Origin of the sequence: Belliella marina (assembly GCF_042682445.1) — a bacterium.
Lineage (GTDB): Bacteria > Bacteroidota > Bacteroidia > Cytophagales > Cyclobacteriaceae > Belliella > Belliella marina.
Map to the genome: position 1 here is coordinate 1 of NZ_JBHUHR010000029.1, position 16,209 is coordinate 16,209.

Here is a 16,209-nt window from a genome sequence, read left to right on the forward strand (position 1 = left end):
AAATGTATTTTAGCTGTATAAAGTAAATATTGTTCAGGAATTAGGTCTTCGTTACCAAAGATAAGCTAAGTTAAAGAAATGTATAAGTCCTAGCAAGTCCGTCTGTATAAATTTTGATTTCAATTTTGTAGTTCTTAGGAACAAGTTCAACGTATGACGAATGTTTTTTTTAACAAATACTTGATGACACTGAACTGATTTTCTTCTGGTCGGCAATTGACAAAGTAGCACATTGGACATACTATAGCTTACGAAGAATATATATCAAATTCACGGATATGGAAATAGGCAGTCCAGAATACCTGGCAAAGAACAGAACCACATCCCTACCCTTTCCTCAAAGACCTGCATAAGATGAAGCCCACTTTATTGGATTCAGTTTATGAATCATCTTTCAACGACAAATACCAATTTATGAAATCATTTCAAATCTTAGGTTTTCATATTTAAAATTTACCTGATAAGAAAAGAAATTAGGTTAGTTCCTAAACTAAGCATAAAAGATTTGAGGTTTATTTTACCATCTAATGGCAAGTAAGGGCTTTATCCTTACCTGTTTTCCCCATCAAACTGATCATCCAGGCAATAAAAAGTTGAAAGCGATCTATTCCCTGAAAATGGTTCTTCGAAAAAAACCTCTTAAACGGGGCTTTTCATGTATAGGAGAGAATTTGTGGATAGGACATCTTTTGCTTTTTGCCTTGATGCACACGATTGGTTTATAAAACTATAAAACCATTTATATATGTTCCTACATAAACTAGAGAGTCATCATTTTGGAGATGAGTTTTATCATATACTCTTAAAATCATAACATTAGGAAAATTCAGTTTCACTGCGAAAACAACCTCCATTGGGTTTTCAACATTCCCAACGAGAAAAACATCTGGTGGGAAAGGTATTTCCATCAATATATTTTTACTGTATTTCCCCACAACAGCCACCCCTATGCATCTATACTGTTTGCTTGAAAGGGCTTTTTTAATTCTATTGACTACAGTTTGATTCTTTTCTATAACAAAGAAATCCACCACAGGAAATACAATTCTATTTAATGGATTCTTCCCCATTTGACGTTACTTAAATTCATGTATCAACTTTAGTTTACTACCTACCTAAAAAAACTTGGCCACACCTTTTTTAATTAACCTTCTCGAAAATAAACCCATAAATAAGACCAGCGACCATTGCATCAACAATCGGAGCAAGCATATACATCCATACCTGATTAATACTTCTGCCTGTGCAAATATTGTCTTCCTAATGTCCTTTGCTTGAAATACAAATGTACTTGACAAATAAACACTTATCGACCATATTAATGTCAATTCTATAGGCAGACCAAATCAACATCCGCGAAGCTAAGTCCAATTTCTAGGAAAGCAACCTGTATTATCCCTTTCTATACATGTACATATGCGAAAACCCAAGAAAACAGTTTTTGATGTTATAATTCAAACAAAAGAGCAACTAGTATTTAATTTATTTGTATATCCGCTTTCTTACCAGTAGCCATTTAAAATAATGTATCCATATTGTTTCCAGGGCAAGTTGACTGTCAACCGTCGACACTCGTGCGCTCCACCACGGCGGACAGGCGTGGCGTAGTTGACAATTATCCGCATGATTACATATGTATAATTTAACTACTGGTGCCATTGCGGATAATCATATTAATTTATCAAAACAAACGCATCCTACAATGATGCTACAGGTTTCTGCCAAAATTTAAAAACCAGTCCATGTGATAAACTCGTAATTCTTTTTAGTTAATATTTTAACACAAACAATTTAAGAAGCCATCTTAATTTGGCGGATGAATATAGACAAAAAAAATGTAGGCATTTCAGCAGGACAAAGCATAAGGAAGATGGGAGAAGCATTGCTTTTAGAACCTAAGTCATTTACCAAAGCAATTGGCACTTCTGCTTCTACAATATTTCGGATAGAAAAATTAGGCGTTGTATTTATAATGTGAATCTAGATAAGCTTTATTATTTAGATTTTAAGACATTTATCAGTGTTTCAAACAACTAATTTATAACCAACACCTCTTACATTGATTATTTTTATAGAGCTATCTTCCTTAAGATATTTTCTGATTTTGGTAATAAATACATCCATACTTCTGGCTGTAAAAAAATCATCGGAACCCCAAATCAAATTGAGAATATACGACCTGTCCAATACTTGGTTTCTCTTTTTTATCAATTCACTCAAAAGTATAGACTCCTTATAAGTCAAAACAGTTTCCTTTTCATTAATCACCAGAACTTGACTCCCAAAATTAAATTTAAACTTCCCTATTGATATCCATTCCATTTCAAAATTAATTTTGGAAATGCGCAAATGCGAATTGATCCTCACAATCAGTTCCTCCATACTAAAAGGCTTTTTGATAAAATCGTTTGCTCCATTTTCAAATCCCTCAATCACATCTTGGGTCCTGTTTTTTGCGGTCAGAAAAACAATGGGGATATTCTGGTCCAATAACCTGATTTCCCTTGAAACTTCAAAACCGTCTTTATTTGGCATCATAATATCCAAAATAACAATATCAGGCGAAAAAGATTTGAAAGCTTCAATAGCCGTTTTTCCGCAACTGGCATGAAATAATTCAAACCCCCTGCTTTCAAGGCTTTCTTTGATAATTTCACCCAAAGAAATTTCGTCTTCCGCCAACAAAACTTTCCCTTTCATATAGCAAGTGGTAGTTTAATGATAAAATTTGTCCATCCGTTTTTCAGGTTCAGCTCAATTGTTCCAGAATGGGCTTCAATCACCTTTTTAGAAAAATACAGACCTATTCCATGACCTTTGATTAACCGCAGGTTCTCCCCTGGCACTCTGTAGAACTGCTCGAATACTCTTGGGATCTCTTCCTTTGAAAGACTTGTCCCATTGTCAGAAACCATTAGAATGGCTTCATTCTTGGTGGTTTCCAATTTAATTTTTATTTCCTCCCCTCCATACTTCACAGAATTATCCACAATATTTACAATTGCCCTTTTTAGATAGAATATATCGGCTCGGGCATTCAGAAAAGATTCATCACTAAGGAATTCAATTTTTTTTGATGCTTGGCTAAGTTGGAACTCCTCTACAATCTCCATTAATAACTTTACTAAATCTATCTTCCTTTTAATAAAGACATCACTTTCAGATTCAAAACTTGCGGATTCCAATAATCGGTCGATCATATCCGATACCTGATCTAGGTAGTTGCCGGCAACCCCTAAATACTTCCTGTTTTTTTCAATGTCATTTTGGGGGTTGAATCTTTGAGCTGCCTCTATGGCCACTTTTGCTGCCGAAATGGGTGTTTTAAATTCATGGCTAATGTTATTGACAAAATCATTTTTCAATGTCACCAAATCTCTTTGCCTTTTCACAATACTGTACAGTTTCCAAAGTGCAAAAATGATCAGGAATAGAAAAATGAATGAAACCAAAACTTCAACCCCTCCCTGAATCAAAGTATAAGAAAAATTTGGCTTATAATTTAGTTCGATCTGGTGGTTAAGAGGTAGTGCTCTTGTATTAGAGAATATCTTATATTTTGGTCTAAAATCTGAGCTTGTTCTAAATTCACTATTTTTTTTCCCCTTAAAATAATGAACCAAACCCACTTCTGACTTTAATTCAAAAAAGTCAATTTCTGTTTGAAGCATGTTCTTCAGTTCTTTTAGTTCAACTGTATCTTTTGATATAGCTACAAGCATCTGTTTCTTCCTGGGGGAATTTATTGCATCATTGGTTTCACCTGATTCCAATTTATTTGAGTCAAGCGGTTCTTTATTTATGGTTTTTTCTGAGTCAAGTATGCTTAGTTCTTCAAAAGAGTCAGTTTCAATAGAGACTGTCCTAGTCCCAATTTCAAAATAATACCTCTCAACAGCCTTGTCCAAAGCTGTTTTTATGTCTCTATGAAATTGCTGTTGCAAGGTAGAATATGTTACCCAAATACGGGCTAGCTGTACAGCTATTGCAAAAGCTGCAACAATCCATACCATGATCCATATTTTTTTAAAATTCACCGACTGCATTATTTGCTAATATATGTGTAGAAAAGATAACAAGGAAAAATTTAACACTGGTTAACACTAGATAACTCTTTTTCGGTTTTCAATAAAATATTTTTGATCAAGCAATTAGAGACACCTATTCAATTCATTTTAATAACTAAAAACCAAAAATCATGAAAAAAATTATCAATGCAATCGTCATGGTGCTTTTATTAAGTGCACCAGTTTTAGCAAATTCCTACATCAATGAAGAAAAATCAGATAGGAATGAAAATGTAGAAATGACAATTTCACAGAATGAAATCAATGAATTGTCCATTTTTAATTTTATGGAGAATGAGGAGGAAGCGGTTTTCGAGTGTTCCGTCACAATAGATTGTGGCAATGGAAGTAGCGCAACAGGTACAGCTTCGAATTGCGCAACAGCTGGTAAAATAGCCGGAGCTGGCTGTGATGCTTCTCTAGCCCCAGAATAAGTTTGATTACTAATTACGGATAGGTGTTTTGGTGCAGAAAAAAAATTCTGCACCTCTTTTATATACTAAACCTAACACATATGAAACCTTATATTCTATTATTACAATTTATTATTCTATTTGGTTTTTTTCCATCACAGCTTAAAGCCCAGCAAGGGAAAATTACCTATCGAGCATATTCAGGAAAACTGGCTATCGCTTCTCCTGCCAATGAAAATGGCTATCCAAATGAGTATGAAATTGAGAAGGCTACATTATTTTTCACAGAATCAAAGTCTTTATATATCCAGGAGCAGAATAAAGTAAATGTGCAATACATCTCAGGTCCAAATGGAACTGAACGAATAGAAGTTCCCAGAAACAATTTAGACCCTTATGGAGCGGTTTTATATTTAAACTTTCTATCGGGAGAACAATTTTCACGGGAATCATTTTGGAATAAATCAACCTTTGCAAACATCCAAGAGGAAATTCTGCCTATAGACTGGAGAATCACTAATGAAAAGAAAAAAATCGGAAAATTTAATTGTATAAAAGCCACTGCCAATGTTCTTGGTAGGGAATGGGAGGCTTGGTTTACACCAGAACTTCAGGTACCATTTGGTCCCTGGCGGTTAAATGGACTTCCTGGATTAATACTTGAAGCTTTTGATTCAACCTTGGACTTTATTTATCATTTAGCTGAAGTGGAAATCCCTCATGAATTCAACCCTTCTATTGAAGTGGATAATGTTTTTTCTGGCAAACTTCTCAGCAGGTCAGAGTTTGTACAAGAAAATGCAACAAAGAAAGAAAAATACATTTCATACATGAAATCCGTTGCACTCGAAAATGATGGAAAGGTTGAAGTGAAATTCTATCCACAAATCGATTTATCCACACAAGCCATCAAGAAGTGAAATTATCAGTAATCAGTCTTCTAAATCTATTTTGTTTAGTTTCAATTACTATTTTACCTACTTCTCTGACCTTTGGACAAAGAAACAATGAAATAAAAGGGACTGTACTGGATGAAGAAGCCAAAGCGGTACCTTTTGTCTCGGTCATGCTTTTAAATCCCCAAGATTCAACCATAATCGATTTTTCCCAGACAGATCTAAATGGGAGCTTCAAAATTGGAAGTGAAGCTCCCCTACCTTATCTACTAAAGATTTCAAGGTTGGGATACCATGATGCTTTTTACAATAAGGGAGATTTAAGCATGTCCACTTTTACAATTCAATCAAAGGAAATTGAATTGAATCAATATACTGTCGAATACCAAGAACCGATTAGAATCAAAAGTGATACCACTGCCTTTGATGTAGCATCTTTTAGCGATGGATTTGAAAGGAATTTGGAAGAGCTCCTCAAAAAGATTCCGGGCATGACTGTGAGTGACAATGGGACCCTCTTTTTTAATGGTAGAGCTATAGATAAAATTTTGGTTGAGGGAGATGATTTTTTTTCGAAAAACTACAGGGTTTTATCAAGAAATATTCCACCGGGATTACTTGAAAGTGTAGAAGCCATAGAAAATTTCAACTACCAAAAACTGCTCAAAGGAATTGAAAATTCTGATAAAACTGTGCTGAACTTAAGATTCCAAAAAGGATTGAAAGCATCCTTGTTCGGTACAGGTTCACTAGGGGTAGGATTGCCTGAAAACTATGAAGGAAAGACAGTCCTCTTTTCTTTATTGGATAAGCTAAAGGCTGGATATATAGGAAACATTAACAATACTGGTCAAGAAAATATAGCTGGTACCGAGGATTTTTTTATGCGAGAATCCGAAGAAAGCATGTTGAAAAACTCTTACTTTCTTCAAGCTGACCTACCGATTAGCCCCTTCATACCTTTCATCCCAAACCTTCCCAAAAACAGGTATAACATTAACAATGATTTTCTTCAAGCCTTACAACTTAATAACTCCAATGGAATTAATTATAAATCCAACACCTATGCTCTTTTCCAGAATAACCGTGTCAATAATACATTAGATAACCTCAGTAGATTTTTTCTTGAAAACAATACTTTCGATATTCGGGAAACTGGAAGTGGAAACTCTGGGATTCAAAATTTCCAACTAAGATCTACCCATGAATTGGAGCCGGATAGTTTGTCTCAGCTTTCCCTGACATTTAGGGTTGACAACATTTCAGAAGAATCCCTTCTAAAAAGCACATTACAGACAGTTGAAAATCAGTCTGATGTTTTACAAAATTTGAATTCAGAAAAAAAATCGGGTTCTGTTAGGATAGCATATCTCAGAAAACTAAATCATCAAACTGCCCTTCAGTCTGAGCTTTTTATATCGCGAATTATATCGGATCAAAGTCTTGACATCATTTCGGGATCTTTCAACACATCAGATCCTAATCAAAATTTTGGATTGATACAATCTTTCAACAACTCTGCTACTTCCTTGGGCAGCAGTTGGAAGTTAGCAGGAAAACTCAGAAAACATCAATACTCCTTTCTTCTCCACTATGGGTATTTAAACAGCAATATCAAATCAGATCTAGGGACTCAGGAACAAACTTTGCCTGACAATATCGAAGAAGTGGATTTTTTGAACGATCAAACTTTTGAAAACAGTACTGTTATTTTCTCTTTGTCCGATCATATTTCTTTATCAAGAAGTTCTACCATTAGACTGAACTTGGAAAGTCAGGGATTTATCAACAGAATTGGATATCTGAACCAAGAAAGGAAAAACACAAGAGGTTGGCTGACAAACTACCGGATAGGGTTTAACCAAAATCTCAAATCCAAACATAAGATCTTCGTAGATCATTACCGACAAAACCAACTATCATCCCCATTACAAGTTTACAATGGCAGGGTATTTACTGGGGCAAACTCCACAGTAAATTTTGCAGAAGGAATAAATATAATAGAACAGATTGGGATCAACTGGCGGTATAACTTTTTTGATAGAACAAGTTATTGGCAAATTGTGTTGACAGGAAACCATTTCCTACAAAAAAGTCCATTTATTGTTGATTTTCAAAATGATGGGGATCTTCTTTTCAACCTTTCAAGTTTTGCTTCACCCCTATCCAATTCGCAGAATAGAGTAGATCTCGAAACCAGCAAAATGGTTTTTCCCATTAAGTCCAGAATTGGAATCAAAACCTTTTTATCACAAAATCTAATCAACAGGGCTGTAAACGGAACCATTTTACCAAACGAACCCATAAATTCAAAAGGTTTAGGTGTATTTATTGTAAGTGCATTTGATGGACCTGTCAATTTCAGATGGGAAAGTAGCAGGAAAGATTCTAGAATCAACTCGGAGAGCTTAGAATCTAATTTTTCAATTTTCAACTTCCACCATCAGGGGTCTTTAACTTATAGTTTCATGGATAATCTAAAGCTTAAATTATCATATGAACAGATCTCATGGGAAGAAAGAAAGATTGACTTTTTGGATTTTGAGGTTAATTATACTCCTTGGAAAAACAGAGGTATTTACATGCAACTTAATGGAACCAATCTATTGAATAAATCCGAGCTGGTATTTCTTAACCTTTCTAATTCAGTAAGAAACACAACCACCTATTCTCTCTTACCAAGATTGATAATGTTGAATGTGTCATTTGAAATTGGAAGGAAAATATAGGCTAACTGCCTTTAATTCATTCATTTTCATGAAAAATTCACTCCAAGTATTTTACTTTACCAAATCAATACTTCATACTTATTTTCTCTGATGTTTTTTCTAAAAAGTGGAATTACAGCCAAAAACTCATGTGTGGTATTTGGCAAAAGGTATGATTTAACCATTGGCAACTCATATACATAACCAATTCGCATCATAGGGAAAAGGATTCCCAATTGAAAATTATTGGCATAATCAATCCTATGGCCTGCTCCCAACCATATTCTATCCATCATCAATACCTTGAAGTTAAACTCAATATTCTCCGGTAAATCACTTTGGGATCTATACATAAAATTGGTCGCCACCGCCAAATTTTCACTCAAAGCAGATCTGTAACCAGCTTGGAGAACCCCTACCCTTGGTTTACGATCCATAAAAATATCACCAGAACTGATCGCTCCTTGGTTGACATTGTGAACTGCATAGGAAATGTACCAATTGGCATTGGTGATAGCCATTCCAATATTAAAATCCAAAACCTGCATATCAGCAAAGCCATTGATATATTGCCCTACCAAGGGATCTAAAGCTTGCTCTGTACTTAGATTGCTTCCGTCCAACCTGATTGAGTTGAAATTCACGCCTAGACCTAACCTCAAAAAAGTTTTTTCACTCACCTGAATCCTTGAAGCATAACTTGCTATCAATTCAGATTCAACAAATGGTCCATATTGATCATGGAGAATATTTATCCCCAAGGCATTTTTATCAGGGTCTGATTTTTTTGAAAAATCCGCTACATCGATTTCCAATGATGCAAAGTATGTTTTTGGCGCACCTTCAAACCCCGCCCACTGATTTCTGACAAAACCCCTAAAACTGGATCCTTCATAGCCAGTCAAACCAGGATTGAAATAGCTCTGCAAATGGCTAAACTGTGAAACGTATTTCCTAGATTGTCCGTAAAGCTCAAAGACAAACAAAAGGCAAAAGCAAAGTATATATATTTTTTTCATGGTTTTTTCCCTATTAATTGAGCTGTCCTTATATTTAATTCCGAAGCATAAAAGAGAAGGAAAAAACAGCATTGCAATACTCTTCCCTTCCCCTTGATTCTTGCTCCTATTTCCTCAATAGATTCAGTATCCCCCTTCTTATCTCTCCTGTTTCCCCTACTTTTACAGTCCAATAATAAGTACCTACAGGCAACTCAATATTATTGAAAGTCCCGTCCCATCTAACATCTGGATTTTGGGTATAGAAAACACGTTCCCCACTTCTTTCAAAAACTTGTAGCGTTACCCCTGTGTAGAACCTTAATTCACGAACCCCCCAAGTGTCATTCATTCCATCTCCATTTGGAGTAAATGTATTGACAATCTCAATGTCACTTACGGACATCCTATTTCTTATGATAGTAAACTCCTTTTCAAGGATATTCCCATCTCGGTCTTGCACGCTTACCAAAATTCTGAATCTAGTATCTCCATCTGCCCTATCCTCTGGACTCCAGAACAAAACCCCATCCCTAATTTCAAAATAGACATTATCAAAAGCCAAACCTGAAAGTTGAGTATTATGCTGATCATCAAATGGATCAAGTACAGTGAAGCTTCCTATAACTACTTCATTGCCCGATTTTTCAGCATCAAAGACATTATTAGATAAGTGTATATCTTCGGGTGCAGGTTTTGGCAACACTTCCACCTGTATATTTGATGGTATTTGATAAGCATCAAAAAGACCTGGTGACAATTCAAAGTTGCCCGAAACATCATAAACACCCCTTTTGAAAATATCCAAGTTGGATTTATCCCAAATGATATTCATGTTAATTATTTTTCCTGAACCCAACACTGCTATCAATGAATCCGGCAGAACGGTATCAATACCGGAGAACCCCCAAGGAATCTGAACATTGGAAAGATTAATGAACATGATTGGCGACCTATCCCGAACATAATCAGAAACTCCATCCTGATTGGAATCCAAATAACTGATGGGATCCAGCGGATTTGTATTTTGAATATTCTCAATGTAATCGGGAACCTTATCTCCATCTGTATCCAAATAATCATTGGGATCTTTAGGGTCAGTCCCTTCCCTTATTTCTATGATGTCAGGCACACCATCTTCATCGGAATCCAATCTATTGGTAGAGATTGTGAAAGCAATGGGTGTGGATTCTTTGAATGAAAAGCTTTTGAGATAGACTGTTGTGTCTTGGATTTCTTGATCATATTCCATCAACCAATCTACTCCTTCCCTGCTCATCAAGGATTTCAAATGAAAGTCCAAAGGCTCTGAATTTTTATTCCAAGAAAACTGCAAATCAACTATTCCATCAGCTCCACCGTCATTTAGGGAAGATACCTTCCAGAAAAATGGCAAAGACTCTGCTTCACTCAAGGTCTCCATTCCGATCGAAAAGGCACCCGATGTAGAACGGTTCACTATTACTATATCTGCTTTACTTCCAATACCAACTTGAATAAATGCCTTTTCACCATTTTTTAAGACTCTTGTCTTCAACAAAGCATCTGGACTCAACAATTGTATGTAACTATCTTTCCTCAATTTCACCTTTTCAGCTTCAATGATTTGACTCCTGTCCAAAAGCTTTACAGAAGGTGCCGACAAAACAACATCTTCCTGGTTCAAACTAAGCTTCGCATCCCTAACCAAAGTTAGACTTTGCGAAAAAAGGTCTCCAGTGATGAAGAAGGAAGTGGAAATTCCCAAAAATAGTTTGATGAAATTTTTCATATTTTATTCATAACATTCAATTTTCCAGACTTGAAATTATTTATTCTTTCTGGTAAAACTTTTTAATTAACACTAGTTGACTTAAACCATCAATTTAAATTAGAGCTGGTTAAATCACCAGAGCTAAGATTTGTTAGTAAATTCCCTTTCTAATTATAGCGGTCTTTATCCTTATTATAGTTTCCAACTATCTCAGCCAAAGACAATGTTCTTTTGTAGATTTTGAACATACCCATATTCCCTTTGAAGAATCTGCTGGAACCATTCCAGGAACCAATGTTAAATGGTCTTTCAACAATTGTCGGGGAACCCATTCCCGTCGACGCTTCATTGGTCATCACTCCATTTACATAAAACTTTGCGGACTGAGCTGTTTTAGAATAAACTACAGCTATATGGTACCACTGATTAGGAGTAAATGAATAATTAGAAGACACATTTGTAGCCCCGAATATTCCCATATTGAGTTCATTTCCCACAAATTGAAAATGAACCAATCCCGGCACACTCCAATCGTCATGATTTAAAAGAGACGATTGGATACCTGTTCCAAGAGCAGTTGGGTAAACCCAAGTTTCGAGCGTCAACAAATCCGTTTCTACAAATCCATTTCTGAATTCCACAAAATTGTTGTTTCCGTTAAAAACGAAACTGTTGGACTTGTTAAAATCGTAATTGAAATTATTTTTCAATTGTCCATTGAAAAAATTCCCACTCAAATCGTACCAGGTATTATCCAGCCTATTATAGCTGCTTTGAGCTTCGGATTCCAACCAAAGTATCATTTCAGTATCAATAGACAAAGGTGATCTTGTAGCTATCGATTTCCCAGAAGCCCCCATCCCTTTCAGGTCGTTCATTTGTCCATTTCGGTTGATATAGTTGATTTTGGAGGCAGTCTTTTCTCCAAAATTTGTCAAAAGAGCATCTGTCGCACTTACCCTTAATTTCGCTGTAATAAACCCTTGGTCAAATCCGCCTGCAGCGTTTTGTGTAGCAGTGATAGTTGCTGTTCCAATACCTGTAATTGTCACCAAATTCCCGGAAATGGTGGCAACATTCGGATTGTCAATGCTAAAAGTGAAATTCCCTTCACTGCTTGAAATTGGGTTTTTCAACTCAAAAGTACCATCAAAAAACAGTCTGTTGACATCTCCAAAACTTCTAATCTCAGGCAAAGGATCTTTGTATAACAAGACTGTTTCTGTAGGATCATCAGGCAAGGTATTTCCGTCAATTTGGGTTTGGGTATTGCTTACTGTATAAGTCACCTGTGAACTAGAACTGATATTGTCTACTGAAGTAGAGACAATCAATATATGCTCTTCACCATTATACATTGTACCAATATTCCAATTATAATTCTGACCGCTTCCAGACCATGTACCAAAAGTAGGTGTTGCACTGATGAGTGTCAATCCATTTGGAATCAAATTATTGACTACAAGATTTTCCAATAACCCTTCTCCGATGTATTTTGCTTTGATTGTAAAATTGATGATATCACCTGGTTTTCCAGAAGCGATGTCTGCTACATTGCTCAAAACAATCTCAGGATTACAATTGACAACAATTTGTGGCGCAGATTCATAAATACATGGTCCCATACTCACTTCCACGCTATAGCTACCTGGCCTTAGGGGAGAAAAAGTATTAGATGTCTCACCGGGAATCAAAACCCCTTCACTGAACCATGCATAACTTGTAAATCCTTCTGTAGCTTGTAGGATCGTTCCAGGTAAGCACCCATCACCAACAAATTGAACAACCAAATTTGGGACATTATCCAAACCTGAGTAGTATCCCGCTACCCCAATTAATCCTGACACACCGACATACCCTACAGCAATAGGTCCAGTCGCTGCAACTTTTACATTTCCAGAAAGTCCTTCAGCATAGATTGTTTTCCATTGGTCAGTACCAGGGACATTTCTTACTGTATAATCTGCTGCAGTTTCGACAATATTCTCATAGGAAATAACTATGTCATTATCTGGTATTGCAGTTGAGGCAATAATAGTAATTCCGCCGTTAATTGTCAGTCCTGCCAAATCATTGATAAGGGGAATATTATCTATGGTCGTGAACATCAAACAATTGACCGGTGAGATAAAATTAAGCCCGCCAGTTGCTATTTGTGTATCGCCTGAAAGAACTTGATATGCATAGATATCCTTATTGGATGTCACAAACATATTTCCACCAGCTATATTCACTGAGTAAAAGGAAGCAGGTATTTTTGTATAATCACCGGCATTCAGAGTCTTATATGGAGTAGTTGATCCGTTTACGTAAATCTCTGTACCATTTTGCGTAGCTATAATCAAGGGATACTCTTGGATATCTTGTCCCCTTCCCCTTACAAAAACATATTCCTTGCCTATGATATTCTCAGGAGAAGGTTGATCAATACCTGCGTCCCAACCCCCAACAGCAACGTCATCTATTCCCCTCAACAATAATGACCCATTGCTGATCGCTATTTTTTTATTGGAAGTTATGCTAGCTCCCAACCATCCATCTCTATGGGCAGGTGTTGCATTTTCTTTAACTTCAAAAACAAAAGATTGCCCAGCATTCAATGTGATTTGTTTGGTATTGTCTGTCATACCAAAACCATCAAGCTGCAATCTAAATGCAATATTGGTATCATAACCAAAAACGTTTACCACAGTACCATCTTCAGTTGCCATTATGCCCAATGTGGCGTTTACGCCAGTATTTGTAGAAGCCCCAAGAGGTAATCCACCCCATTTAAAAGAAGTCCCTAACGCTTGTCTTCCCTTTGAGGTAAGCGAAGTTCCTTGGGCAGTATTTTTTCCCCTATAATTTGCATAAAATTTCTGACCACCAACTGACTGTAATCGTAAACCTGAATTGCTGAGAACCACACCTGTATTTTCATTTGAAACCAATGTAATATCATTGTCTCCATTGGGAAGGGCAACTTTTCCAGGGTTTGTATTTGATATGGTTACAGTTGAATAAGGAGTACTATTCGTCCCCCTAAATATCTGAACTTCAAATGGCGTAGTTTCTGAAGTAGAGAGATATAAATTTTGGTTTATAACTGCCACTTGATTCGTAGCTTGTTTGAGTGGTGGCAAATAATGTAAATCACTTAACTGTGCATGGACTCGGATAGAATTAAAAGCTAATAACGAGAATAGGAGAAATAGTATTTTTATCTTCATCTTTCTTAATAATAAAAGTCCATTTGAATTCTATCTCCTGTACTTAGTGAGTATGATCCATTTGCTACTGGATCATATGTCAAGCTTGTGCCAATGACAGTATATGCCGAATTGCTTATTCGAACACCATTGATATACATTTTCACTATACTATTTGAAGATGGTGTCTGAGATAAAGTAAAACTCGTCTGGGATGCCGTAGCAACAAATTCATCAGCAACTTCTCTAATTGGTGGGGCAGTTGCGGTATTCACCCAAGTCACATTCCCAGTGCCATTTGTTGAAAGTACCTGACCTTCGGTGCCATCTGTATTGGGCAGAGTAATGGCTCCTGTCGTGAGCTTGCCTGAAGTTATTAAATTGACAATAAATTCATTTCCAAGCTTGATGGTATTGCTAGCTGTCACTGTGGTGTTGTGTCCGATTACAATTGTATTTGAAAGATTCCCTTCTGAAACATTTGCATTTGTTCCTATACCAATGTTTCCTGAACCTGTCTGGTTAGAAATTAACGCCTGGCTACCAAGCGCCACATTATCTGAACCTGTTGTGTTGTTGACGAGTGGGATGTATCCAACACCTGTATTGCCACTTCCCAGTGTATTTGCAGCTAAAGCTCCTCTTCCTAATCCAGTATTGGCATAACCTTCATTTGATTCTAAGCTCCCTAATCCCAGGGCAGTGTTAGAGTTTTCATTATGGTTCCCCCTACCTACAAGAACTCCATTAATGACTACATCAGAAAGGAAATTTTTACTTCCTCCTATTGATTGATTAGTTGTCAAGTCTACAAAGTTTTTAGTATCTGAACCAGTTCCTCCATTCACTATAGGCAAAACTCCACTAACGTTTGTTGTTAAATCAATTACCTTTCCATCCACATAAGTCTTCACAGCTTTTTCAGTAGGAAACAATGTATCTGTTGGATCTGACAAAGTGATGTCTGTTGACTTGTTTGCACTATTTTCTTTGAGTGCAATATTTGCAGAATTAGTTTGAATACTAGTTGTGTTCGTAGAAACCGCATTATTTAAAGAAACGATATCTCCTGTATTTGCTAAAATTGCTGTAGAATTACTTTGAATATCCAACTTGTTTTCACCCGTAACGATCTTCAAAGCATCAATCTCACCTTTGTTCAAAGTGATGTTGTCTGAATTGGTTTTTATATCCAATATATTCTCAGAAACTGCAGTTTCCAAAGTGGAAATATCTGTGGTGTTTTGAGAAATGTTGATAGTATTGGTTTGAATGTTACTGGCGTTCGTCTGGATGTCAGATGTATTTGCCAAGATATCTGACTTGTTTTCATCCGTAACGATCTTCAAAGCATCAATCTCTCCTTTGTTCAAAGTGATGTTGTCTGAATTGGTTTGTATATCTACTGTATTCTCAGAAACAGAAGTTTCCAAAGTGGAAATGTCTGTGGTGTTTTGGGAAATGTTGGCAGTATTGGTTTGAATATTACTGGCGTTCGTCTGGATATCCGATGTATTTGCCAAGATATCTACCTTGTTTTCATCCGTCACGATCTTCAAAGCATCAATCTCTCCTTTGTTCAATGTGATGTTGTCTGAATTGGTTTTTATATCCAATGTGTTCTCAGAAACTGCAGTTTCCAAAGTGGAAATATCTGTGGTATTTTGGGAAATATTGGCAGTATTGGCTTGAATATTAGTGGCATTCGTCTGGATATCAGATGTATTCGCCAGGATATCTACCTTGTTTTCATCTGTCACGATCTTCAAAGCATCAATCTCTCCTTTGCTCAAAGTGATGTTGTCTGAATTTGTTTGAATATTACTGGCGTTCGTCTGGATCTCAGATGTATTCGCCAAGATATCTGCCTTGTTTTCATCCGTCACGATCTTCAAAGCATCAATCTCTCCTTTGTTCAATGTGATGTTGTCTGAATTGGTTTTTATATCCAATGTGTTCTCAGAAACTGCAGTTTCCAAAGTGGAAATGTCTGTGGTGTTTTGGGAAATATTGGCAGTATTGGCTTGAATATTAGTGGCATTCGTCTGGATATCAGACGTATTCGCCAAGATATCTGACTTGTTTTCATCCGTCACGATCTTCAAAGCATCAATCTGTCCTTTGCTCAAAGTGATGTTGTCTGAATTTGCCTTGATATCCAATATACTCTCAGAAACCGATGC

At 36.4% G+C, this 16,209-nt stretch carries 11 protein-coding genes; 4 read left to right on the forward strand and 7 right to left on the reverse strand.

The genetic code is table 11. From position 1 onward, the window contains the following. Window positions 1-719: 719 nt before the first annotated feature. The gene (locus ACFSKL_RS10570) at window positions 720-1,070 is read right to left on the reverse strand and encodes a hypothetical protein (RefSeq protein ID WP_376886062.1); all 351 of its coding nucleotides are present in this window, start codon (window positions 1,068-1,070) and stop codon (window positions 720-722) included. A gap of 746 nt (window positions 1,071-1,816) precedes the next feature. Between ACFSKL_RS10570 and ACFSKL_RS10575 the strand changes: the two genes are divergently transcribed. After that, the gene (locus tag ACFSKL_RS10575) at window positions 1,817-1,978 is read left to right on the forward strand and encodes a hypothetical protein (protein WP_376886064.1); all 162 of its coding nucleotides are present in this window, start codon (window positions 1,817-1,819) and stop codon (window positions 1,976-1,978) included. A gap of 47 nt (window positions 1,979-2,025) precedes the next feature. Here the strand turns inward: ACFSKL_RS10575 and ACFSKL_RS10580 are convergent, their stop codons facing one another. Both ACFSKL_RS10580 and ACFSKL_RS10585 read right to left on the reverse strand, forming a co-directional pair. Continuing rightward, window positions 2,026-2,700 (reverse strand): response regulator transcription factor, encoded by a 675-nt coding sequence (locus ACFSKL_RS10580; protein WP_376886066.1) that lies wholly within the window; start codon window positions 2,698-2,700, stop codon window positions 2,026-2,028. Continuing rightward, window positions 2,697-4,013 (reverse strand): sensor histidine kinase, encoded by a 1,317-nt coding sequence (locus ACFSKL_RS10585; RefSeq protein WP_376886068.1) that lies wholly within the window; start codon window positions 4,011-4,013, stop codon window positions 2,697-2,699. The genes ACFSKL_RS10580 and ACFSKL_RS10585 overlap by 4 nt, the downstream gene beginning before the upstream one ends. 185 nt (window positions 4,014-4,198) lie before the next feature. Here ACFSKL_RS10585 and ACFSKL_RS10590 point away from each other — a divergent pair, with 185 nt between their 5' ends. The 3 genes from ACFSKL_RS10590 to ACFSKL_RS10600 all read left to right on the forward strand — a co-directional run bounded on the left by ACFSKL_RS10590 (window position 4,199) and on the right by ACFSKL_RS10600 (window position 8,105). Further along, window positions 4,199-4,501, forward strand: coding sequence for a hypothetical protein (locus ACFSKL_RS10590; RefSeq protein WP_376886070.1), 303 nt, complete (start codon window positions 4,199-4,201; stop codon window positions 4,499-4,501). An 80-nt stretch (window positions 4,502-4,581) separates the two neighbouring features. Then, a complete protein-coding gene (locus ACFSKL_RS10595) occupies window positions 4,582-5,400 on the forward strand; it encodes a GLPGLI family protein (RefSeq protein WP_376886072.1) in 819 nt (272 codons plus the stop codon). Then, window positions 5,397-8,105 (forward strand): carboxypeptidase-like regulatory domain-containing protein, encoded by a 2,709-nt coding sequence (locus tag ACFSKL_RS10600; protein WP_376886073.1) that lies wholly within the window; start codon window positions 5,397-5,399, stop codon window positions 8,103-8,105. The genes ACFSKL_RS10595 and ACFSKL_RS10600 overlap by 4 nt, the downstream gene beginning before the upstream one ends. A 56-nt stretch (window positions 8,106-8,161) precedes the next feature. Here ACFSKL_RS10600 and ACFSKL_RS10605 read toward each other — a convergent pair whose 3' ends face one another. From ACFSKL_RS10605 to ACFSKL_RS10620, 4 genes are all read right to left on the reverse strand, one after another. Next, window positions 8,162-9,103 carry a PorP/SprF family type IX secretion system membrane protein gene (locus tag ACFSKL_RS10605; RefSeq protein WP_376886075.1) on the reverse strand — a complete coding sequence of 314 codons (942 nt, stop codon included), beginning with the start codon at window positions 9,101-9,103 and terminating at the stop codon, window positions 8,162-8,164. Between the two features lie 106 nt (window positions 9,104-9,209). Further along, entirely contained in the window at window positions 9,210-10,853 is a 1,644-nt protein-coding gene (locus tag ACFSKL_RS10610; protein WP_376886077.1) for a gliding motility-associated C-terminal domain-containing protein, read from the reverse strand. A 149-nt stretch (window positions 10,854-11,002) separates the two neighbouring features. Next, window positions 11,003-14,047: a LamG-like jellyroll fold domain-containing protein gene (locus ACFSKL_RS10615; protein ID WP_376886080.1), complete on the reverse strand. Its 3,045-nt coding sequence runs from the start codon at window positions 14,045-14,047 to the stop codon at window positions 11,003-11,005. Window positions 14,048-14,052: 5 nt separating this feature from the next. Further along, on the reverse strand, window positions 14,053-16,209 hold a 2,157-nt coding region (locus ACFSKL_RS10620), incomplete at its 5' end, for a beta strand repeat-containing protein (protein WP_376886082.1).